This window comes from Mycoplasma sp. HU2014, from assembly GCF_001199495.1.
Classification (GTDB): Bacteria; Bacillota_I; Bacilli_A; order Mycoplasmatales; family Mycoplasmataceae; genus Mycoplasma.
Genome location: NZ_LFYS01000039.1, coordinates 1 through 24,706, shown reverse-complemented (window position 1 = coordinate 24,706; position 24,706 = coordinate 1). Strand labels below are relative to the sequence as shown.

The window sequence follows — 24,706 nt, the reverse complement described above, 5'->3', positions numbered from 1 at the left end:
AATCCTTCTTTGACATACCTATTAAAAGAAAAATTATGAATGGAGTGGTTGAATATCAAAAAAATTATTATGCTGCATTTGATGAAAATGGGAAGAGATATAAGTTCAACAAAAAAGAAAGTATTGAATTTGTTATAGGTGCAGATGAGAAGTTCTACTTTAGAACAGAAACTATGCGTTTTAAAGCTGAAATATTAGAAAAAGGATCTCATGATTGAGGAATAGCTGATATAGCAAAAAGAAAACAATTAGATGAAGAAAGAAAACATGATTTAAAAACCCTAGGAACAATAAATAAAACGAGATGGATTCATACTGTATTAGATAAGACTCTTAACAGCATTAAAAAACACCCAAGTGGATTGCCCAGTGAAGTAGTCGATGAACTATCAGGACTTGTCTCAGGTGTTAAGAATGAATGTTATCGCATATCATTCGAACTCAAAGAAAAATTAGGCTTATTGGATTAGTTTAATTTTCTAATTTCCTTTGATAAGATTATTATAACTTAAAAATTTAAAGGTTCATTTTGTTTAAAAACCCACGATCTTTAACAATTGATTCAATAAATCCTTTAAATAATGGATTTGGTTTATTAGGGCGTGATGTAAATTCAGGGTGATATTGACTTCCTACAAAGAATTTTAATTTTGGCATTTCAATAATTTCTACAAGATCTTTTTCTTCATAAATTCCTGAAAAACGAATTCCTATGCTTTCTAAATCTTTTTTATATTTATTATTAAATTCATATCTATGTCTATGTCTTTCATGTGCTACATCTGATCCATATAATTTTTCAACAATTGATCCAGGTGCTAATTTAGTTTCCATTGCCCCTAATCTTAATGTTCCACCAATATTATGGCGATCAATTCCACGAATATAATCAAATAATGCGCAATCTGTAGTTTCATCAAATTCTGTTGAATTAGCATTTTTTCATCCTAATAAATCACGAGCAACTGAAATTGTAGCTATTTGCATACCTAAACAAATTCCTAAATAAGGAATATCATTATCTCTTGCAAATCTACTTGCTAACATCATTCCTTCGATTCCACGATTTCCAAATCCACCAGGAACTAAAATACCTTGAGCATTTTTTAATACTTCTTTATAGTTTTGTTCAGTTAATTTATCTGCTTGAATTCATTTAATTCTAATTTTTTTATTAAATTCTCAACCAGCAATTCTTAATGATTCAATAACTGATAAATAAGCATCTTGAAGTTCGATATATTTTCCTACAAATGTAATTTCTATTTCATCAGTTGAAGTATTAATTTTTTTATTAAATTCTTCTCATAAAGATAAATCGATTTGTTTTGATTTTAAGTTTAGTTGATCAGTTACTAGTTTATGTAAGTTTTGTTCTGCCATAGCTAGTGGCACTTTATAAATAGAATCTTGATCTACTGCATCAATAATATTTTTAATAGGTACGTTACAAAATAGAGAAATTTTTTCTTTAATTTCTTTTGGTGGTGTTTTATCACTTCTTGAAATTATAATATCTGGTTGAATTCCTAAACTTAATAATTCTCTAACTGAATGTTGTATTGGTTTTGTTTTATATTCTTTTGAAGCAGCTAATCATAATAATAAAACAACGTGAATAAACATTACATTTTCTTTTCCTTGTTCCATTCTAATTTGACGAATAGCTTCAATAAATGGTTGAGATTCAATATCTCCCGCTGTTCCTCCAATTTCAGAAATCACAACATCAGCTTTGCTTCTTTGAGCAGCTAAATAAACTTTATGTTTAATAGCATCAGTAATATGGGGAACTACTTGAATGGTTTTTCCTTGAGAATCTCCCCTTCTTTCTCCTTCAATAACTTCTAAATAAATTTTTCCTGCGCTTGTTGATGAAATTTTTGATAATTCTTCATCTGTAAAACGTTCATAATGACCTAGATCTAAATCAGTTTCACCACCATCACTAGTAACAAAAACTTCACCATGTTGATATGGAGACATTGTCCCTGGATCAACATTTAAATAAGGGTCGAATTTTTGCATAAACACTTTTAATCCACTAGCTTTTAATAAAGCACCTAATGAGCTAGCAGTTATTCCTTTTCCTAAACCTGAAACTACTCCACCTGTAACGAATATAAATTTTGTCATTTGTTTCTATCTCCTTTTATCAATTAATTATATTTTACCTAAAATAAAAAAGTCATAAAAACATAAGTTTTACAACTCTTTAAAATTATTCATCATCATAATCATCTTCGCTAACTGTAACGAATCCTTCATCATCTTCTTCATCATCTTCGTATTCTTCATCATAATACTCTTCTTCAAGATCCTCATCATCAATTACTAATTCAGAATTATCTAGATCTTCATCGTCATTTGCAAGTTTTGGTTTTTTCTCAACTTCTTCTAATTTAGCAGCATATTGTTTTTTAATATCTTCAATTTCAGGATCAGCACTTAATGCTCATAAACCATCAGATGTTAAAGCAAAACGATTATCTAAAACCATATCTCCATATAAGTCAGCAATAACTGACATTTCATCTTTTTTCTGACTTACAACATCTTTAGAAATTTGATTTCAAATGTTTAATAAAGTTGTTGGTTTTTTAGTTACTACTAAATAGTCATAAACTAAATTTAAATTTGTTTTTTTATTCATTTTTTTAGTCTCTTTCTACTACTTTATTTCTAGTTCTTTAGGAAATAAGTATTTAATTTCATTTTTTTGATTATTATTTTCTCTTATAGCACACGATAAAAGACTAATGTTTTCCAAAGCATCAATCTTATTTGTCTTTTCATTAAATAAGTAAATATGTTCGTCTTTTTTTGCCTCGTGTTCTATTTTATACATAACTGCAGGTTTTGAAACTGTTTTTAGTAAATAGTATTCAGGATCATATCCCTTTTCTTTCAATTTATCAAATATTTTATCTTTCTCGACTAATTGTTCACTCTTGCAAACAAATAATTCTCTATTATTAATTCTTTTTGAAAGATCGCTTAATATTTGATCTTGTTCGTTTTGGCAATTAGCAAATATATTAAACATTAAATAATCATCAATTTGAAGATATTCATTTAATTTAATTGATTTTTTTTCAAATAATGAGCCAAATAATTCATAGATTCTATTATCTTTGAACTTGTAATTGTTTTTAGCTAAGTATTTAATTCTTTTAAATCATGTTGAAAACATAACATCAAAACTAATTGAAGTTTTATGATTATATACTTGTTGATACATATGATATCTACCTAATAGATATGATTCAATTGCATAAATGGTTTTGTGTGGAAATACAATTTTATTGTCTCGGATCTTTGCATTTCTAATTAATCATTTAACATCTAAAGTTGCGTAATCAACTCCACAATTATATGAATCACGAATTAAATAGTCAAATCTATCGGCATCAATTTGAGAACTTACTAATAAATTAATAATATTGTTTTTATAAGTTCCTTCAATAATTGCAACAATATCATCTGGATCAATATCATATTTTTTTAAAATCTTATTAATGTTTCCATCAACGTTTTTAATAATTTCAGTTGTGTAACTTTCATGAGATTTATTTGTAATTCTTTCAAAAGTATGAGAAAAAGCAGCATGCCCGACATCGTGTAATAAACCTGCTAGTTTAACTAACATTTGATCTTTTTCATCAATCATTTTAAAATCATTATTTTTTAAAAATTGTTTTAAAACATGATATACACCAATACAATGACTAAAACGTGTATGAGTTGCACTTGGATAAGCAAATTGACTTCCCGCTAATTGAAGTATTCTTCTTAGTCTTTGCATTTCACTAGAATTAATAATTTCTATATATATTGGATGATCGAAATAAATATCACCGTGAACATTATCTCTTATAACTTTTTCATACATATTTATCACCTATTTTTTAAAAGATTTTATATTGTTTAAAACTTTATCTTTTCCTAATAAAAATATCACATCAGCTAAACCTGGTCCGTGTTGTGACTTAGAAGAAAAGATTCTTATTGGCATAAATAAGTCTTTTCCTTTAACATTAGCAATTTGTCCTGATTCTTTAATAATTAATTTAATATTATCTACATTTCATTCATTTAAGTTAATTATTTTTTCTTCAAATATATTAATTAAATTTTCATAACCATTTATTTTTTTTAATTCATCTACTGTAGTTTGATCTACATCAATATCATTAAAGAATAAATCTAAATGATTATTAATTTGACTAGCATATTCTAATTCTTTTTTAAATAATAATAAAACTGCATTTAATCAACTTGATTCTTTTTGTGAAATATCAAATCTAGTTGTATCAATAAATTTAGTTACAAAATCTAAATACTCATCATCAGTTAATTGTTTCATATAAACTGAATTAATTCATTTCATTTTAACCATATCAAAAGTAGAAGGAGATTTACTAAAACGTTTCTCATCAAATATTTCTATTAATTCTTCTTTTGATAATATTTCTTTTTCACCTTTTGGAGATCAACCTAATAACGCTATATAGTTAAACATTGCTTGAGGTAGATAACCTTGATTTTTATACTGTTCTATAAAGAATAATGCATTACCACTTCTTTTTGATAATTTTTTACCAGTTGAATCAACAATTAATGTTAAGTGACCAAATGTTGGATAAGTTCAATTAAATGCATCATAAATCATCATTTGACGGGGTGTGTTTGAAATATGTTCTTCTCCTCTTAAAATGTGAGTAATTTGCATATCATAATCATCAACAACAACAGCAAAATTATAAGTAGCTATTCCATTACTTTTAACAATTACAAAATCTCCTAAATCTTTTGATTCAAAACTAACTTGACCTCTAACCATATCATTAATTGTTCAAGTTTTATTTTCAGGAACTTTGAAACGAATTGAGAATTCTTTTTTATCATCTAAATTCTTTTTGATTTCTTCATCAGATAAATTTAAACATTTTTGAGAATATTTAGTAGCTACAATTCCTTGTGCTGTTTGTTGCTCGTAATCTTTTTCTAATTCTTCACTAGTACAGAAACATTTATAAGCTAGTTTTTTATCAATTAATTCATTAGCTAATTCTCTATATCTATCAAATTTTTCAGATTGCATATATTTTCCATATTTTGCATCTCCTGGATTAAAGATAGATTCATCAGCAATAATACCTAATCAATTTAAATTTTCAAATTGTGATTCAATAGCATTTTCAACATTTCTAGCTAAATCAGTATCTTCTATTCTTACAATAAAACTACCATTATAATGCTTAGCAAATAAATAGTCCATCAACGCAGTTCTTGTGTTTCCAATATGTAAAAAACCAGTTGGTGATGGTGCATAACGTAATCTATATGACATATAAAAATCTCCTTTATAATCGTATAGATTATAATACCAAATTTAAAATTAACAAGAAGGTTTGATTTTTAGTAAGTAAAAACTTATTTTTTCCTTCATATATGTATTAGAATAAAATAAAAAATTTTACCTATTTTAATAAAATAAATAAAATTTCATTAAAAGTTTTAATATTAATTATTTTTCTTTGATTTTGATTCAACTGAGATTTCAGTTTTTAAATACTGATAGGCATAAAAAAATAGTCTTACGACTATTAATTATTATTTATTACAGTTTAATCTTGAATTAACAACTCAATTAAACACTAAAGCTAGTAATATAATAATTCCACCAATAGGTGCTATATTATTTAAGTTAAATAATCCTATTCCTATTGCAGCACATAAAATATTGATAGTTAAGCATTCTTTTTTGATAATCATCAACCCAACTATAGATAAAACAAAAAGAGACACATAAGTAACTAATCTTAGTGATATATTAACAAAATAAGTTATTTCTATATTTCGAATATGGCTAGATGGTAAAAGTATGCTACGTAATTCATATCCTGTATATCCTATTGAAACAACAGAACCAATAATTGTTAATACTAATCCTAAAACTAAAGCTATTTTATAGTTAAATTTAGTTTTGCAAGTGACATTAAAGTTATTTAAATTTTTATCTTCAGAAGCAATTTCTTTTACTTCTTCAACTTGTTTTGTTTTTTCAACTTTTTTTGCAGGTTTATTTTCAACTTGCACATTAACTGGTTGAATATTTTCTTGATTATTTGAATTTAATTGATTTGTATTGTTATTAACGTTCATATTGCTTGCTCCAATTATTAATAAAACTCCACCAATAATTGTTCCAAATACTATATTTAAAATTCCTGCAATCATTACTATTGGTTTTTTACTTGTTGCTGGAACTAAAGATAAAACTGTAAGTACCATTGCTGTTATATTTAAAACTCAAACTAAAAATATTACAATATTCATTCCAGGCATTGAAAGTCATCAAAAAGCAACACTAGATCCTAATAAAGCTAAAGTTCAAAAAATAAGTGATCCAAATCCAGTAATTAATGAAAATATAGATCCCCCTAGAATCAGGTTTTTGTTATTTTGATTTGTATTCATTTATACATTTTCTCCTTTCTTAATAAAATAACTATTTTTATTCTATTGCAAAAAAAAAAAAAAATAAAGTCCTAAAATACACTTGAATGTATTATTTAATAGAAAAAATATAAAATATTTGTTATAAAATACTTTATTGATAAGGAGTATGAAAATGAAAGTATTAGTTTTACTAGAGTCACCATCAAAAATTGAAAAAATTAAACACTATTTAGAAGAAGGGTTTAAAGAAAATGAATATACAGTTCTAGCTAGTGGAGGACATATTTCAAAAATTGCTGATAAAGGAACTTGAGGATTAGGTATTGATCTAGAAACAATGCAACCTCAATTTACAGTTGAAAAAACAAGAGCAAAAATTGTTAGTCAAATTAAAAAAGAAGGTAAAAATGCTGATTTAATAGTTTTGGCTTCCGATCCAGATCGAGAAGGAGAAGCTATCGCTTGACACTTAGCTAGTTTGTTTGATGGTAAGAAAAAAGAAATTAAACGTGCAACATTTAATGAAATTACAAAAGACGCAGTTATTGAAGCTTTCAATAATTTAAGAGATATTGATATGAATCTAGTTCAAGCACAATTTGCAAGACAAATGTTAGATAAAATTATCGGTTATCTTGTTTCAAAATCATTACAAAAATCAACTGGATTAATGAGTGCAGGACGTGTGCAAACTCCAGCATTAAACATTTTAACTACACGTGATGAAATCATAAAACAATTTAAAGAAGTTTTATATAAAAAGATTTTTGTAATCGATAATAAAAATAATATTAATTTAAATTTAACTAAAGATAAAAATAATAAAACAGTAAATACTGAAAAAACTTATTACATAAATGAATCACAATCAAAAGGAATGGTTGATAATTTATCTGAAGTTTATAAATGTAGTGATTATAAATCTACAGCTTTTGAAACTAGAAGTTTTAAACCTTACTCAACTGCAGGATTATTACAAGATGGATTTAGTAAATTGAAATTAAGTGCTGGTCAAATTACAGTAGCTGCTCAAAAATTGTATGAAGAAGGTTATATTACTTATATTCGTACAGATTCAGTAAAATATTCTGAACAATTTATTAAAGATGCTAAAGAATATATTTCTAAAAATTATTCAGAAAATTTATTTAAAGAACCAATTGTAGGTAAAAAAGATCTAAACAGTCAAGAAGCTCACGAATCAATTAGACCAACTGATATTTCAATGACTCCTGAAAAAGCAATTTTAGAAATTGAAGATAAAACTCAACAAAGAGTTTATAGTTTAATTTGATGAAACTCTATTAAGTCATTAATGAAAGGTCCTAGCGGATTTAATCATAGATGAACATTTAGAAATGAAGGTTATGAATTCAAACAGTCATGACAAGAAGTTTTAGATCTAGGTTATCAAGCAATTAAACACTCACCAAGTGATGAAAATGTTGAAATAACTGAAGATGATGAAATTGAAGAAATTTCAAATCAAAAGCCAAGTTTTGAGTTTAAACAAGGATTTGAACTAAACATTTCAAAAGATTACATTAAAATTGAAGATGCAAAAACTAATCCACCTAAAATGTTTAATCAAGCAAGTTTAATTAAAGAATTGAAAAATTTAGGAATAGGAAGACCTTCTACATATAACCCAATTTTAACTAAATTAAAAGATCGTCAATATGTAGAATATCCTAAATCAAAACCTATTATAGTTACAAATAAAGGTTATGAAGCAAATCAATTCTTATATAGTCAATATCAAGACTTTTTCAATCTAAACTATACTGCTGATATGGAATATAAATTAGATAAAATTAGCGAAGGAACATTTAACTATGTTAGCTGATTACAAGATATTTATCATTCATTAGATAAAAAAGTAAAAGAAGATGTATCTCAAGCTCAAACTGATATTTTATGTCCAAGATGTAAAGAAGCTAATTTAGTATATATCAAATCTAAATTTAATAGAGGAAGAGGATGTTCTAATTTCACTACTACAGGTTGTGGATATAGAGAATATGAACAACCTGATGGAACTTGAAAAGAATATGTTCCTGCTTCAAAAGATGATAAAAACACCGATGAAAACTAGTCTTTTTTAAGAAAATAAAATGTTGTAAGAATAAATCTTACAACATTTTTTTCTATACAGCAAATGGCATAACTCCACCAACACATATTAATATAATGCTCATTACAAATAGACATCCAATTATTGACATAATACCTTTTAAATATCTTGTATAACTCATTCTTGAAATTGCAACAGCACCCATAACAACTCCACTTGTAGGAGTAATTAAATTAACTAATCCTGATGCAAATTGAAATGCAGTAATTGCTCCAACACTAGCGTGTGGATCTAATTGAACTCCTTGTTTATTTAATAATGATTTAGTTAATAACGGAAATATTGCAGTAGCAAATCCTGTTGTTGAAGGAATTAAAAATGACAAAGGAATAAATATTATAAATAACACTAATGATTTTAAAATGCTATTTTCTATCCCACCAATAGAACTACTAATTCCTGAAACAAATAATGATTGAAGATTTGTTTCAGATAATATAACTCCAATTCCAGCGGCTGTTCCTATAATTAATGATACTGATAAAATATCACAAGCTCCTCTAAATCAAGTATCAATAAATTTAGTTTCACCCATTCAATTAACAAATCCTAAAACAATTGAAGCTAGTAAAAATATCATTGCTGCAACTGATAGATCATTTGCATTTCCTCATCCTGGAATTCTGGCTGCTAAATAAGGTAAATCTTTTCTTAATCAATTAGCTTGATCTTCCATTGCTGTTGTATTAAATATTTTGTCTCAACCTATTAAATAGACGATCATAATAATGAAAGTTATAGCAAATAAAATTAGTGATGTTTTTTTTCTTCAATCTAATTTTATTGTCTCAACTGTGCTTCCTAAGAAGAATTCTTTATCACCATGTAAAGTTGAAAATGTAACTGATCTGCTAGGAGTTTTTTTAACTCTTATTGCATACATCATAGTAAAAATTATTACAAATGAAGTAAAAATAAATCAACATAAAATACGTCATACCAACCCGTTACCTACTGTCATTTTTTCTGCATTTTCAGGTAATTGACTGTTGATAGCATCAATAACAACTGGTACTAAAAATGGATTAACTGTAGAAGCTAGCACTCCAACTCCAGCACCAATCATAATAATTAATACACCAGTAAATACATCAAATCCTGCCATAAGCATTAAAGGAATACATATCATGTAAAATCCTAGTGATTCTTCAGCCATACCTTCAACTGAACCAAATATTGAAAAGAATGTCATTAAAGGAACTATTGCTCAGACTTCTTTTCCTTTTAATCTAGCAACAATAGCTTGTGAAAAACCTTCTAATGCTTTTGTTTGAACTAATATAAATATAAAGGCTCCAATACATAAAACAAAAATAATAACATTGGTTTTATCAATAAATCCTTTAATTGGTGCATAGAATCAATCAGCTATACCAATTGGAGAAATTAAAGCTTTTCCTATAAAAGTTGCTGCTCCATTAAATCCTATTAAGTATTTAGAATCGCCGTTAATCGCTTTAAATCAACCATTATTTTCTTTTGTTCACCCTTGATTTCTTAAAGTTTTTTCAAGAAAGTCGAATCAAGTTTGAGTGCTACTTGGAATTACACCATTATGTTCTTTAGTTCATTGTTCATATATAGGTCTTAAAATATCATTATTTTTTCAATCATTAAAAGCGATATTATTGTTAACTTCCGTTTGAACACCAGCTCAATGTAATATTCAAGACAATAACATTAAAATACCCATTATTAAAAGTAAAATACTAAAAGATGAAATCATTTTTAAATGACGTCTTTTTTTATTTTTCTTTTGATTAAAATCCCCATTTTGCACAGAACAATGCATCCCAGTTTGATTATTCATCTTTTTCTCCTTTCTAGAACTGATACATTTTATATCATTTAATTATACTAATTTTTTTATTTTATAATAAACTTAATTGAATAAAAATGTGCCTCGATAAAAAGCACATTTTACATTAAACTCCTTTAGAATTTAGTTTTTGTTGTAATTCTTTGTAATCAGGAATATATAAACCTAGAAATCTTCAAAAATCTTTAGAATGGTTCGGATGAACAATATGAGTTAATTCATGAACAATTACATAATCAATAATATCAGGTGTAAAATGTAATAATTTAGTGTTATAAACTATATTTTTTAATTTAGTATTACAATAACCTCATTTAGATTTTAAAGTCTTAACTGAAACATTATTGAACTGAATATTCATTTTTTCAGCTCACATAATTGTTCTATTTATAAATCAATTTTTATATTCTTTAGCTAATAAATTATAGATTTTATCTAACTGTATTTGATTATCAAAATAATTTTTCATAACGATTTTATTATTAATAATTTTAGAATGAACATTTTCATTTAAAAGTTCAATTTCAATTTGATTTTCAAATATTTTAATTCAAGGTTTAGAACCATAAAAATCATAAACTCTTAAATACTCATAATTATTTTGTACTTTAATTAACTTTGAAATATGTTTATAAATAAATTGTTCAATTAGATAAATTGGAGTGTTGAATGGAGCGCTCACTGTAATTTGATTATTAGTTAATTTTAAAATCATATTCTTTTGATTTTTGTAAACAACATAATAAGTAATGTTATTTTTTTGATAACTTAGTTGATGCTTTTCTTTTATCATTACACATTAAATTTGAAAAAGCACACATCACCATCTTGCATGATATATGTTTTTCCTTCTAGTCTCATTTTTCCAGCTTCTTTAACAGCTTTTTCACTACCTAATTCAAATAAATCATTTATTGAATAAATATCAGCTTTAATAAATCCTCTTTCAAAATCAGTATGAATTACTCCTGCACATTTAGGGGTATTTCAACCTTTTTTAAATTGTCAACTTCTAGCTTCTTGAGGACCAGCTGTAAAATAAGTTTGTAATCCTAAAGTGTTGTAAGCCGCTTGAATTAATTGATCTAATCCTGATTGAGTTACACCTAAATCTTTTAAGAACTCTTCTTTTTCTTCAACTGAAGCTTCAGATAAATCTTCTTCTATTTTTGCACAAATTTTAACAACTCTAGAATCAGAAGATTTAGCAAATTCTCTTACCTTTTTAACATAATCATTATCTTCTAATAACTCATCATCATTAACGTTACATACATAAATAATTGGTTTAGCAGTTAATAATTGATAACCTTTTAAAAGTTTTTCATCATCTTCATTTAATTCTAAAGTATTTAACATTTTATTTTGATCTAAACACTCTAATAATCTTGCTAATAGATCTGCTTCAGCTTTAACAGTTTTATCTCCACTTCTTAATTTAGGAGCTAGTTTATCTATACGTTTTTTAATTGATGCTTCATCAGCTAGCATTAATTCTAAATTAATAATTTCAATATCTCTAATTGGATCAACACTGCCTTCAACGTGAGTAATATCTTTATTTTCAAAACATCTAACAACTTCACAAATTGCATCAGTTTCTCTGATATTTGCTAAAAAGGCATTTCCTAGTCCTTCACCTTTACTTGCTCCAGCAATTAGTCCTGCAATATCAACAAATTCGATTGTTGTTGAAATTTTCTTTTTAGAACTAAAAATTTGTTGTAATTTATCTAATCTAAGATCAGGTACTTCAACAACTCCTACATTTGGTTCAATAGTTGCAAATGGATAGTTTGCAGCTTCTACTTTTGAATTTGTAATTGCATTAAATAAAGTTGATTTTCCAACATTTGGTAATCCTACAATTCCTACTTTTAATCCCATATTTATCCTTTCTTAATTATTTTTTTTAATTGTTTTTGTAATGTTTCGCGTGATAATTCAATAAATAAATCAAACTTATCACAACTTCTAAATTTGTATTTTGCCCCGATTCTAATTAATTCTCATCTAACAGTTTTACTTGGATGAGTTTTTTTTAATTCAATAAAATCGCCAATTTCTAAATCTAAATAGTTCATATTATTTACTTTCTTTTTTAATTTGTGAGTATTTTCTAGGATAAACTGAACTAGTTACAGCTATTTTCTTATAAAATAAGTTAACTCTAATACCAAAACCTGTATCTGAGATTTCTTGAGTTTTAACTAATTCTAATCCCATCTTTTTATCTTTATTTTTTAGATCTTCAATTTCTTGATAAGCACGTGGTCCTTTTAATAAAATATATGTTCCGTTTACTTTCAATAATTGAACTCCAATTTCTAAAATAATATCTAAATAAGCAACTGCACGACTAACAATAATATCAAATTTTTCTTTATATAAATCAGTTAATTCTTCAGCTCGTTTATTTAAAATTTCAACATCTTTTAAACCTAGTTTTTCAACTACTAATTTCAAAAAATTAACTTTTTTATTATTAGATTCAATTAATGTTAATTTAATATCTGGGAAAAATATTTTTAAAACAATTCCTGGAAATCCTGGTCCTGTTCCGATATCTGCTATTTTTTGATTAGTTATTTTATGTTGTTCAACAAATAATAAAGAATCTAAAAAATGTTTTTCAAAAACTTCATCTAATTGAGTTATTCTAGTTAAGTTATATTTTTTATTTTCACTTTCTAACAATTCGTAATATAAGTTTAATTTAGATTTAATTTCATCATTTATAGTAAAGTTATTGTAATTATCAAATATAGTTCAATTATTAAACATTAAAATAAATTAGGTTTAGCCTTAACAAAGTAAACAACTCCACTATAAACACTGAAAAATGTAGCAATATACATAGGTATTAAAACTAATTGATTTTGTCAACTAAACTCTGTTCAATTATTAAATTTAGTATTTATAAAAAATAAAATACTTAATCCAATCATTTGAAAAACTGTTTTTAATTTTCCTGACATTCCTGCTGCTAAAGTAATATTATTAGAGCTTAAAATCATTCTTACAAAATCAACAATTGTATCTCTTAAAATTAATACAATAGTTATTCAAACAGGTAATATGTTGAATGAAGCAAATAAAATTAATGCACAGTTAACTAATAGTTTATCGGCAATAGGATCGAAAAACTTACCAAATTTAGTTACTAAATTGTATTTTCTAGCATATCATCCATCAATAAAATCTGTTATAGAAGCAATAATAAATATCGCTCCAGATACTGAAAATAGAATTCTAGAAAGATCTTTATTTATTGATGATATATAATGATCAACTAATAATAAAACTAAGATTATTGGTACTAAAACTATTCTAATCATAGTTAGAATATTTGGTATGTTAATATTGTTTTTTTTCATATATATTCCTCACAATTTAAATTCATTTTATCATACTTAAATTTTAGAAAAAATAGAAACATTTTTATCATAAAACGCTATTTATTAATAATAATAAATTAAATCAATAATTAAAATAAAAAAATATCTAATTTAACATAAATTTGCTAAGATTAGATATTTTAAAACTAAATGCGAGAATTTTTAAGAATTGTTTTTACTCTACCATAAACTATTAAGAAGATGATAAAGTTAACTGTTAATTTTAATATAGTAAAACCAAAAGTAATGACTGTAAATCCTTTTATACTTTCTTTTGGTGTACCGTATAGTTTAAGTATAAATGTATAGTTAGTAATACCAGCTAGTAATGAACCAACTACAATGGCAGCTAAACAAGCTATAACTATTCATTTAAATTCATGATTTGAATATTTCTCATACTTGTTAGAAACAAAATAAATTCTTTTGATTATAAATAGTACTAACGATAAAGCGACAATTGATCCAAAATCAACAAATGTTAAAGAAAGTAAACCGATCGGTTCACTTAATCCGAATGCAAACCTCAATCAAATAGATGATAATGTAAGGATTGATGATCAGAAGAAATTTGTTGCAACTGCAGCTACTGCAAAAACTCAAAGGTTTAATTCAAGAACTAAAAATACTTGTATTCTAACTATACCCATAACGTATTCTGAGAATAATACACACACTATTTCTATTGATAATAGAATAGAAAGTGTTGCTATTCTTGTACTGGTTGGTCAGAAATAATTTTTTCAAATGCTAAATCAATTTTGTCTTGTAACAAACGCTAAATCTGGATTATTTAGAAATTCTTGTTGTTGTGATGTCATTTAAAATCACCTGGATTCTTGTTCTTTGTTTTTCTTGAATATATCAAATAATAGACACAAAAACAATACTTAAAATTGAAAGTAAAATAAATAATCATCCTTGTCCACGACCACTATTAAATCAAGTTTCTTTTCCATAAAGCACTTCATCAGGAACAATAAATGTGAATAGACCCATAGAAGTAAATAATATAATAGCAATTGTTGAAAGAATTCCTATGACAACAAATCCTTTACGTTTTTCAACTTCAACTTTATTTGTCTTTCTGTTTATTAATCCAGCAATAATAACTGTTGTCATAATAGCAAATGAAAAACATGAACAAGCTGATGAGAAAACCTGAATTAAATTAGCTATTTGATCTCCAACATCAAATGTTTTTGCAGGAACTATAGAATCATAAGTTTCTTTTAACATAATGTTTGAAAAGGCACTAGCACATATAAATATTACGTGAATAATAATTGTTATGATATTTATTTTGATAGCTATTTTTCTAATTTTTACTTTTTCGTCTTGAATGTTATCAACTTCTGAAACTTGAACTTTATCAGCAAGATCTGATTCTAATCCAACAACTGAAATATATGAATATGCAACAATTCCTAATCAACAAATTAAAGTAGTAATTATAGCAACTAAAACGTTAGCAGCAACTGATTCTTTAACTTCACCACCATTGAATAATCTTTTTAATAATTCAGCAATTGAACCATCTGTTGAACCTAAGAATAATGAAACTGCCATAAGAACATAAAATATAGAAACAAACACCATTCCAAATAATAATGCTTTCGGAACTACATCTTTATGTTTGGCTCTTTTTTGAGCATTACAAATATAAACAAATCCATCAAATGCAAATAGAATTCCACCAAATCCTCTAAAGAATGATAATGGTTCAAAACTATCAATAGATCAAGTTTCAGGTGTTCCATTTCCAAATGTTCCATCTTTTAATCCAAAAATTACTGCGATAACAAATCCTGAAATTAAAGCTACAATAAGCGGAATAAACTTAAGAGTTGTTCCGATGGTTTGAATTCTACGAGAAGTAGATAAACTTAAAACAGTTAAAATAGTAGTTAAAATGATAATAATAATTCCTCCAACTAAAAATATTAATCAATAAACATAACCAGGAAGTGAGAAATTAGCTATTTTAAGTGCAAATCCTATCATTGCAGTTGAACATACACTCATCATAACTGGAGCGTATACATAAGTTTGGAAAATTGAGAAAAATGATCCAATTTTACGGTTTAAAAATTTTTGAGCTCAAACACTTATTGTTCCACTCCCTTGTTTATTTGTTGAAGATGAGATTTCTAAAAATAAATAAACAATAGCCACACAAGCCACACCAACAGCTAATCATAAAATAATAGCGATAATTGGGTTGTGAGTAGCTTCTAAAATTAGTTTATTTTTAATATAGATACCTGCACCAATAACAGTACCAACAACCATGGCAAACAAAGTAAGAAACTCAAACAGTCTTCCTTTATTTTTCATTGTAAATAACCTTTCTATCTAAATAAAATATATAAGTATAATTTTATATTAATAATTTTTATTTTTTATTATTTCTTAAAAACTATTGTTTATAATCAACTTTTGAAAATATTTTTATAAGTAAATTTAAATAATTCAGCTAATATTCAAGCAAAGATTTCTAATACAAATAATATCAAGAATCATCAATAAAAATTACTTTTTCCTAAATTGAAATTAAATAAATCTCCTGTATTAAGATCAGCAAAAATAATCATAAATGGTAAACAAGCAAAGAATAACATTCCAATAACCATTTCTTTTGAAGGAATAGATTGAATAAATGATATTAACTCGGTTCTATAAACTAAAATAATTACAATATGAGTTAAAATTGATTCTAAAAAGTATGCAGTTTGGAATTGATGAATAGCATCCATGTTTTGACCTTTAACATCAAAAGCAAAATATAAAATAAAGAAGTTTATAAAACTTATTATTGTTTGAACAAATCCATTAATAATACCAAATGGAATAATCGTTTTAATATTTCATTTTTTAGGTTTTTTAATACTTATTTGATCAACATTATCAAAAACAAATATTAAGTTAGCAAAATCAAAAATTAAGTTTTGAATTAATAATTGAATTGGTGACATTGCTTCAAATTTTAATCACATTGTTGATATTAATAAAGTTAACATAATACCAAAATTTGAAGCTACGGTGATTTTTATATATTTAACTGCATTAGCAAAAGTTTGACGACCTTTAACAAAGACGTTTTCTAAAACGTTTAAGTCTTTTTCTAACAAAATAACATCAGCACAAGATTTTGCTAGTGGTGTTGCATTGTTAACTGAAATTCCAACATCAGCTTTTTTTAATGCAATTGCATCATTTACTCCGTCACCTAAATAAGCTACAACATTTTCTTTTTTTAAACTATGGATAATTTGAGCTTTTTCAAAAGGTGAAAGTTTGTAGAAAATATTTACGGTTCTTGTTAGTTCATCTATTTGAGAAGAATTAAGTTTATCTAACATTTCTCCTGCTATTAATTTAGAAGATTTAATACCAATTTTATCAGCAATATGTTTTGTTGTATTTTTATTATCACCAGTTAAAACTTTTATATCAACACCATATTTTTTAAATGTTTCAATTGCTTGTTCAACTTCAGGTTTAACAACATCTTCAAACATAGCCATACCTTGATAAACTAAATCATTTGATTGAATTTGATCTGTTATTTTAGTAGCAATTAAAATAACTCTATAACCTTTTTCTGATCAAGTATTTGCTTGTTTCATAATTTTATTTTTAATTTCATCATTGATTTTAATAACTTTTTTATCATTAACAAATGATATTATTTCTAACATTTCTTCAACACTACCTTTAGTGATTTGAATGTTTTGTTTTGAGTCATTAATCAATACTGAATTTATTCTAGTTTCATGACTAAATTGTTGTTCATCTAATAATTTAATTTTTGTTAGATCAACATTTAAATTAGCATTAACAATTGCTTTATCGATATTATTAAATAAGTTTCTTTGGAAATATGCATTGTAGTATAGATATTGTTTTAATAGCTCACTAGATTGATTATTTAAATCTTTATAATCATTTAAATTAATATTTTCTAAAGTTAAAGTTCCTGTTTTATCAGTTGCAACAACATTAACTGAACCCATATTTTGAAAAACAGATAATTTTTTAATAACTGCTTTTTCTTTAGCTAATTTTTTACTTCCTAATTTTAAGTTTGATGAGATAATTGCGGGTAATGCTTCTGGAGTTAATGAAACTGCGATTGAAAGACCGAATATTATGGCTGAACTATAATTTGAAAAATCATTTCTAATTAATGAAATTAATGTAATAATTGGAACTAAAGTTAAAATAAAAAAAACTAAGATCTTAGTAACTTTTGACATTGATTTTTCATAATCACTAACGCTTTCTTCATCAGCACTTTTTAATAATGAATTAGAATAATTGTTCCCGCTAACATTTATAACAACAGCTAAACAAGAACCAGATACTATAGTTGTTTCTTTAAATAGAATGTTTTCTAGTTCTATTAAATTTTTGTTTTTATTATCAACACTTTTTTTAATTGGATTGTTTTCACCAGTTAAAGTAGACTGATCAACATATAAATTATCATTTCAAATAATTCTACAATCACTAGGAACAATATCGCCTTGATTTAGTAAAACTACATCTCCTATTGTTAATTTAGATTGTTCTAACTCTATTAAATGTGGTTTAAAATTATCAAAATTCAACTCTTTAATATTTGTAATTTTTTTATTTAAAACTAAAAAGTGATTTTCTATCATTTTATTTAGTTCTAAATTAGTTTGATAAGCTCTATATTCTTGAGTAAAATCAACAGTGCTTGCTAAAAATATCATAAAGATAATCATGATAGCAGATATTAAAGTTATTGCATTTTTATCAACAAAAGCAAAAATTGCAAATTCAATAATACCAATTATTCATAACAAGATAGAAAATGGTTCAACAAGAGATTCAAACATTTTTTTAATAACTGGAAATTTCTTAACAACTATATAATTGCTTTTAAATTTTGATGTATTTTCTTCTCTTTGTTTATCATCTAATCCAATTTGTGAATCTAGTATTTTTTCAATTTTATCTAATTTTGCTTTTGAAATATTTTTTACATATTCTTCATTTTTGTACTTTAATTGATTATTAGTTTTCTTATTTAATTTCAGCATATTGTTTTCCTTTTCACTTTATATATTTTACCAATATAGAACTTTAAGATAAATAAAAAATGGCTAGAAGCCATTTTATAAATATTTTATTTGTTCATTTGTTCTTTTAATGATTTAGAAATTTTGAACTTAGCTGTTTTGTGAGCTGGAACGGTGATTTTTTCTTTAGTTTTTGGATTTATTGATTCTCTTGCTTTAACATCAACTAATTCAAATTTACCGAATTTGTAAACTAAAACTTCTCCTTCACTCACTAAGTGCTTACCAAAAACTATAAATGTTTTTTCAAATACAGTTTTGATATCAACTTTGGTCATTTCTTTTAGTTCTTCAGATGCATATAATTCTTCTAATAATTCACCTTTATGAACTTGAGGGTAACGTTTTTTAGTATCTTTTTTTGCTTTTGGTTGAGCTTTAACTTTAGTTTCGGCAACAATAACCGGAGCAACTACAACTTTAATTTCTTTATCTTTAACATTTTCAGCAACTTTTTTGCTACTTTTTGCATTAGCTTTTGGTTTTTCTTCTTTTACAACTGGTTCTTCAACTTTAACTTGTTCAACTTCTTCATATGTAAAAGTCATTAAATCGCTTGATTTTACCGTAACTCTTTCATCAACTATTGGAGTTTCTAAAACCATCATTTCAAGTTTTTCTTTATTTTCACACGATTTATTGTCGCATGATTTTTCACAGACTTTATCTTCGCATGATTTTTCACAAGATTTTTCACATTCACATGCACATTCAGCTTTGCAATCAACTTTAACTGAAGCTTTATCACATTTAACAGTAGCTAAATTTTTGTAATATAAAATGTAGGAAATTAGTGATCCAAATAATAATATAGGTAACACTGAAACTGTACATATATTAGCAATAACATCAACTGATGTACTTCCTCATTCTACTGGAGTTGATAGTATAAATGAAAATCCTGTTATAGCTCAAAAGAAGTCAGCTTTAAGAGCACCCATTTCAGATGCATTTAATATTTTAACTACAACTATAGCGATTAAAGATAAAGCGAATAGACATAAATAAACTCTTGCTAATGCTAAAAAAGCAAGGCGTTTGTCTACCTTAGATGTTTTTTTCATACTTTATACTCCCTTTCTTCATCCCTTGGAAATAACATTGTTATCGTATTATGTTTGGGGATTTTTATAATTTATCCCTATCTAAATTATATTATTTTTATTTTTGTTTTCTTTTTTCCACACTAAAAAGTGTATATTATTCGGATATATTGATATATTGGTGCTTTTTTGTGATTTTACTTAGAATTTTAGTGTTTAATTTTTGGTTAAATTAATAAGAAAAAAGGTGCTTTGCACCTTTTAAATATTATTAAGATTCATTGTTATCTTGTGGATATTGTTTTTTTAAGTAGAATAATAACATTTGAATATCAGCGGGATTTACTCCTGTAATTCTTGAAGCTTGGCCTATGTTTAAAGGTCTTATTTTTTCTAGTTTTTGTCTTGCTTCTGTAGCTAGATTTTCTACTTTATCATAGTTGATATCTGCTGGTATTTTCTTACGTTCTAATTTAATTAATTTCTTAACTTGTTCATATTCTTTTTTCACATAACCTTCAAATCTTGTTTCAATAACTATTGATTGAAGTTGGTTAGTTTTTAAGTTTTGTAATTTAGGAACAAATTCTACTAATTCATTAATATCAACTGTAGGAATTTTAATCAATTCATAACCACTATATCCATGTTGAATATTTGCTTGATTTTTTTCTTTTAAATTAATTGCTAATTGTGATTTTGGTGTAAATCTAATTTCTTTTAATTCATTAATCGCATCATTAATTTGTTGTAAATATTCTTGATATTCTTCTCATTCTTGATCATTTATTAAACCGATTTGTCTTCCGTATTCTTTTAGTCTAACTTCAGCGTTATCGTTTCTTAATATTAATCTATGTTCAGCACGACTTGTTAATAATCTATAAGGTTCTCAAACACCTTTATTAATTAGATCATCAATCATAACTCCGATATAAGCTTCATCTCTTCTTAAAATTAAAGGTTCTAATCCATCTATTTTTCTTGAAGCATTTATTCCTGCAATTAATCCTTGACTAGCAGCTTCTTCATATCCACTAGTTCCATTAATTTGACCTGCAGTAAATAAGTTTTGAACATCTTTTAATTCTAAACTTGGAGAAAGTTGCATAGGATCTAAACAATCATATTCAATAGCGTACGCTCAATGTTTAACTTTGACATTTTCAAAACCAGGTAATGATTTTAACATTGCTTCTTGGATCTCAATTGGCATAGAAGTTGAAAATCCTTGTATGTATCAAGTATCTCCATTTAATGTTTCAGGTTCAATAAATATTTGATGGGTTTCTTTATCTTTGAATCTTACAATTTTATCTTCAAAACTTGGACAATATCTAGGACCAATTGACTCAACTGTACCTGAATACATTGCTGATTTTTCTAAATTATCTTCAATAATTTTTTTAGTTTCAGGAGTTGAGTGAATTAAATAACATAACTCTTGTTCTTCAAGTGGAGTGTATGAATTTGTTGAAAAACTAAATGCTAATTTCATATCTGTTCCAGGTTCTTTAACAGCATTGCTTAGATCTACTGAGTCACGATAAACTCTTGCGGGAGTTCCTGTTTTAAAACGTAATAATTTAAGTCCTAGATCTAATAATGATTTACTAATTCCTTTAGTTGTTTTTTCACTATTAGGACCAGCTTCACATCTTTCTACACCTTTTAATATTTCAGATTTTAAATAAGTTCCTGTTGTGATAATTACGACTTTACTTGTTAAAGTTGAACCATCATCAAAAATAACTCCACTAACAACTTTATCTTTAAATAATAAACCTTCACAAGCTTTAGTTATTAAATCTAAATTTTTTTGAGATTTTACTTTATCTCTCATATATTCAGAATATTTATCCTTATCAGATTGAACTCTTAAAGCTCAAACACCAGGACCACGCGATGAGTTTAATAACTTAGTTTGTATTGCAGTAGCATCAGCTGCTTTTGCCATTTCTCCACCTAAAGCATCGATCTCTCTTACAACTATTCCTTTAGCAGGACCACCAATACTTGGATTACATGGCATAGTAGCTATTTTATCTTCATACAAATTAATTAAAGCAGTCTTTTTATTTAATCTAGCACTAGCAAGGGCTGCCTCAACTCCAGCATGCCCTCCTCCAACTACAATAACATCATAATCTGTGTTCATAAACTCACCTCTTTTTACTCTTTTTACCTATTTAATATTATTACAAATATGTTAAAAATCAAATTATACCACTATATTATAAAAAGTAAGCATGTTACTATTAAATGTGTCTAAGGAGAAAGATATGAATAAAGGTTTAATTATTGTTGATTATCAATATGACTTTGCTTGTCCTGATGGTAGTTTATATGTAAAAGGTGCTGAAGAATTAAGTTCTAAAATAACAACTTTATCAAAAGAATTAAAACAACAAGGTTGACATATTATTGCTTCTAAAGACTGACATCCTATAGATCATTACTCATTTAGTCAATGACCAATTCATTGTGTTGAAAACACAAAAGGATCTGAATTTTATTTTGATAGTAGTTATGTAGATTTAATTATCAAAAAAGGAAATAAAAAAGACATTGAAAGCTATAGTGGATTTTTTGATGAAAAAGGTAACTCAAATGGTTTAGATGAATATTTAAAACAACATAATATTAAAGAACTAGAAATAGTTGGAGTTGTAACTGAAATTTGTGTAAAATCTACTTATGATGATGCTATAAAATTAGGATATGACGCACATATTAATTTAGATTATTGTAAAGGTTTTGAATAGTAAAAATTGGTATTGGTTCTTTTACATTAAGTTTCATAACTGCTTCTTTTGTTTTACCGTTACCCATATCAAATGTTGCTATTAAATTATATTTTTTATCACTTTTGTCTTGTAAGAAATTGAATTTAGCAACAGGTCCTTTTATTTCTTTATGCTTTTTTACTCTATTTCAATGTTTTCAAGAAATTAAATTTATCTAATATAAAATAATAAAAACCGGTTGGGGGCCGGTTTTTAATTTCTATTATTATTTTTTAAGGTAATAAAATATTAAATTTTATTAACGTTCCTTAAAGAAATGAGAAAGTTTGTATAAAAAATCAATTTTAATTTCCAATTTTCATATTTTGGTTGAGTAGGGGTTACTCTAACCTCTAGATGTGGGTGCATCTAGACAATATTATTATACTAATAAAAAATTAAATTGATTATTAATATTTAAAAAATATTAAAGTACTTTAATAAACGCTAAAATGTTTTATATAAAACTACATATTAGAACTGATAAATTTTAAGATATTATATATAAATAAAAGAGGTTAAATATGGATATAAGAATTAGAGCAACAAGTAAAAAATATAATGTAAAAATTTCAATAGTTGATATTACTGAATCGATGCAAGAAATAATTAAACTTCAAAAAGCAAATGTTTTTGCCAATTTAGTTTTATCAAAATTTACAGCAGCAAGTACTTTAATAGGAATAGAATTAAAAGATAACGATAAGACTTTTTCAAATTGAACAACAAGTGATGGAGCTATTAAAACTATGATAGCCGAATTCCAAAATAACAAAATAAGAAGTTATATTCAGAATAAGCAATTCGATCCAATGGATTATATTAATAAAATTGATGTTGATCCTGTTATAGCAACAGCTGGTAAAAAAGGTTTTTTGGTCGTAAGTAGAGATCTTGGTTTGAAAGATCCATATGTTTCAAATGTTGATATTAATTTTGGAAATATTGATTATGATTTTACAAATTATTGAACTAAATCATCTCAAACTAATTCATTTTTAATAACGGATTGTAAAATAGATGATAATTTAGAAATTCAAAAAGTTGTTGGTATTATGATTCAAATGTTTCCCGGTTATACAAAAGAGAATCTTGACTCTATTTCAGAAAAACTTGGAAATACAAACTTTATAAAACAAGTGTTATTAAAATCTACTAACTATCAAGCATTGATTAAAGAAATAATAGAAGATGCTGAGATCTTAGAACAAAAAGAAATAAAATTCGAATGTACTTGTTCAACAGACAAAGTTTTTAATTCTTTAAAACTTCTACCAAAAGGAGAAATCGAAGACATTATTAACAAAAAAGAAAAAATTTCAATTCTTTGTGAATTCTGTAACAAAAAGTACACAGTTGATTTAGAAGATATTGCAAAACTTTTAAATTAATCAATCATTACGTGGGTTTTTAAACAAAATGAACCTTTAAATTTTTAAGTTATAATAATCTTATCAAAGGAAATTAGAAAATTAAACTAATCCAATAAGCCTAATTTTTCTTTGAGTTCGAATGATATGCGATAACATTCATTCTTAACACCTGAGACAAGTCCTGATAGTTCATCGACTACTTCACTGGGCAATCCACTTGGGTGTTTTTTAATGCTGTTAAGAGTCTTATCTAATACAGTATGAATCCATCTCGTTTTATTTATTGTTCCTAGGGTTTTTAAATCATGTTTTCTTTCTTCATCTAATTGTTTTCTTTTTGCTATATCAGCTATTCCTCAATCATGAGATCCTTTTTCTAATATTTCAGCTTTAAAACGCATAGTTTCTGTTCTAAAGTAGAACTTCTCATCTGCACCTATAACAAATTCAATACTTTCTTTTTTGTTGAACTTATATCTCTTCCCATTTTCATCAAATGCAGCATAATAATTTTTTTGATATTCAACCACTCCATTCATAATTTTTCTTTTAATAGGTATGTCAAAGAAGGATTCAA

At 25.8% G+C, this 24,706-nt stretch carries 21 protein-coding genes; 4 read left to right on the top strand and 17 right to left on the bottom strand.

Features of this window, described 5'->3' with window-relative positions; translation table 4 throughout:
- Positions 1–35 precede the first annotated feature (35 nt).
- Positions 36–470: a hypothetical protein gene (locus AB668_RS05715; protein WP_050517115.1), complete on the top strand. Its 435-nt coding sequence runs from the start codon at positions 36–38 to the stop codon at positions 468–470.
- Positions 471–516: 46 nt separating this feature from the next.
- Here the strand turns inward: AB668_RS05715 and AB668_RS02260 are convergent, their stop codons facing one another.
- The 5 genes from AB668_RS02260 to AB668_RS02240 all read right to left on the bottom strand — a co-directional run bounded on the left by AB668_RS02260 (position 517) and on the right by AB668_RS02240 (position 6,483).
- Complete coding sequence (locus AB668_RS02260; protein ID WP_050517441.1) at positions 517–2,136, bottom strand: CTP synthase; 1,620 nt, start codon at positions 2,134–2,136, stop codon at positions 517–519.
- Between the two features lie 85 nt (positions 2,137–2,221).
- Positions 2,222–2,653 (bottom strand): DNA-directed RNA polymerase subunit delta, encoded by a 432-nt coding sequence (gene rpoE, locus AB668_RS02255; protein ID WP_050517440.1) that lies wholly within the window; start codon positions 2,651–2,653, stop codon positions 2,222–2,224.
- A gap of 18 nt (positions 2,654–2,671) precedes the next feature.
- Positions 2,672–3,892 (bottom strand): HD domain-containing protein, encoded by a 1,221-nt coding sequence (locus AB668_RS02250; protein WP_050517439.1) that lies wholly within the window; start codon positions 3,890–3,892, stop codon positions 2,672–2,674.
- Positions 3,893–3,901: 9 nt separating this feature from the next.
- Positions 3,902–5,353, bottom strand: coding sequence for a glutamate--tRNA ligase (gene gltX / locus AB668_RS02245; RefSeq protein ID WP_050517438.1), 1,452 nt, complete (start codon positions 5,351–5,353; stop codon positions 3,902–3,904).
- 263 nt (positions 5,354–5,616) lie between these two features.
- Positions 5,617–6,483, bottom strand: coding sequence for a hypothetical protein (locus tag AB668_RS02240; RefSeq protein WP_050517437.1), 867 nt, complete (start codon positions 6,481–6,483; stop codon positions 5,617–5,619).
- 154 nt (positions 6,484–6,637) lie between these two features.
- Between AB668_RS02240 and AB668_RS02235 the strand changes: the two genes are divergently transcribed.
- Positions 6,638–8,560, top strand: a complete 1,923-nt coding sequence (locus AB668_RS02235; protein WP_050517436.1) for a type IA DNA topoisomerase — start codon at positions 6,638–6,640, stop codon at positions 8,558–8,560.
- Positions 8,561–8,612: 52 nt separating this feature from the next.
- On the opposite strand, the gene AB668_RS02230 is transcribed toward AB668_RS02235, so the two are convergent.
- From AB668_RS02230 to mnmG, 11 genes are all read right to left on the bottom strand, one after another.
- The gene (locus AB668_RS02230) at positions 8,613–10,391 is read right to left on the bottom strand and encodes a YfcC family protein (RefSeq protein WP_050517443.1); all 1,779 of its coding nucleotides are present in this window, start codon (positions 10,389–10,391) and stop codon (positions 8,613–8,615) included.
- 133 nt (positions 10,392–10,524) lie between these two features.
- Positions 10,525–11,211, bottom strand: coding sequence for a YgjP family zinc-dependent metalloprotease (locus AB668_RS02225; RefSeq protein ID WP_050517435.1), 687 nt, complete (start codon positions 11,209–11,211; stop codon positions 10,525–10,527).
- Positions 11,211–12,305, bottom strand: a complete 1,095-nt coding sequence (gene ychF / locus AB668_RS02220) for a redox-regulated ATPase YchF (RefSeq protein WP_050517434.1) — start codon at positions 12,303–12,305, stop codon at positions 11,211–11,213. The genes AB668_RS02225 and ychF overlap by 1 nt, the downstream gene beginning before the upstream one ends.
- 2 nt (positions 12,306–12,307) lie before the next feature.
- Complete coding sequence (locus AB668_RS02215) at positions 12,308–12,502, bottom strand: DUF951 family protein (protein ID WP_050517433.1); 195 nt, start codon at positions 12,500–12,502, stop codon at positions 12,308–12,310.
- A 1-nt stretch (position 12,503) separates the two neighbouring features.
- On the bottom strand, positions 12,504–13,202 hold the full coding sequence (gene rsmG / locus AB668_RS02210) for a 16S rRNA (guanine(527)-N(7))-methyltransferase RsmG (protein WP_050517432.1): 699 nt from the start codon (positions 13,200–13,202) through the stop codon (positions 12,504–12,506).
- Entirely contained in the window at positions 13,202–13,795 is a 594-nt protein-coding gene (gene pgsA, locus AB668_RS02205; protein ID WP_050517431.1) for a CDP-diacylglycerol--glycerol-3-phosphate 3-phosphatidyltransferase, read from the bottom strand. Before pgsA ends, rsmG begins: the two co-directional genes overlap by 1 nt.
- 167 nt (positions 13,796–13,962) lie before the next feature.
- Positions 13,963–14,637: an ECF transporter S component gene (locus AB668_RS02200; protein ID WP_050517442.1), complete on the bottom strand. Its 675-nt coding sequence runs from the start codon at positions 14,635–14,637 to the stop codon at positions 13,963–13,965.
- Positions 14,606–16,153: an APC family permease gene (locus AB668_RS02195; RefSeq protein ID WP_050517430.1), complete on the bottom strand. Its 1,548-nt coding sequence runs from the start codon at positions 16,151–16,153 to the stop codon at positions 14,606–14,608. The genes AB668_RS02200 and AB668_RS02195 overlap by 32 nt, the downstream gene beginning before the upstream one ends.
- Positions 16,154–16,242: 89 nt before the next feature.
- Positions 16,243–18,888 carry an HAD-IC family P-type ATPase gene (locus AB668_RS02190; RefSeq protein ID WP_050517429.1) on the bottom strand — a complete coding sequence of 882 codons (2,646 nt, stop codon included), beginning with the start codon at positions 18,886–18,888 and terminating at the stop codon, positions 16,243–16,245.
- Between the two features lie 86 nt (positions 18,889–18,974).
- A complete protein-coding gene (locus tag AB668_RS02185; RefSeq protein ID WP_050517428.1) occupies positions 18,975–19,991 on the bottom strand; it encodes an HU family DNA-binding protein in 1,017 nt (338 codons plus the stop codon).
- A 250-nt stretch (positions 19,992–20,241) separates the two neighbouring features.
- Complete coding sequence (gene mnmG, locus AB668_RS02180; RefSeq protein ID WP_050517427.1) at positions 20,242–22,128, bottom strand: tRNA uridine-5-carboxymethylaminomethyl(34) synthesis enzyme MnmG; 1,887 nt, start codon at positions 22,126–22,128, stop codon at positions 20,242–20,244.
- A 124-nt stretch (positions 22,129–22,252) separates the two neighbouring features.
- Here mnmG and AB668_RS02175 point away from each other — a divergent pair, with 124 nt between their 5' ends.
- Positions 22,253–22,735: an isochorismatase family protein gene (locus tag AB668_RS02175; RefSeq protein WP_050517426.1), complete on the top strand. Its 483-nt coding sequence runs from the start codon at positions 22,253–22,255 to the stop codon at positions 22,733–22,735.
- Positions 22,736–23,280: 545 nt separating this feature from the next.
- Positions 23,281–24,147 (top strand): Hsp33 family molecular chaperone HslO, encoded by an 867-nt coding sequence (locus tag AB668_RS02170; protein ID WP_050517425.1) that lies wholly within the window; start codon positions 23,281–23,283, stop codon positions 24,145–24,147.
- A gap of 86 nt (positions 24,148–24,233) precedes the next feature.
- Here AB668_RS02170 and AB668_RS05710 read toward each other — a convergent pair.
- The coding region (locus AB668_RS05710; RefSeq protein ID WP_235443330.1) for a hypothetical protein at positions 24,234–24,706 on the bottom strand (473 nt) is incomplete at its 5' end.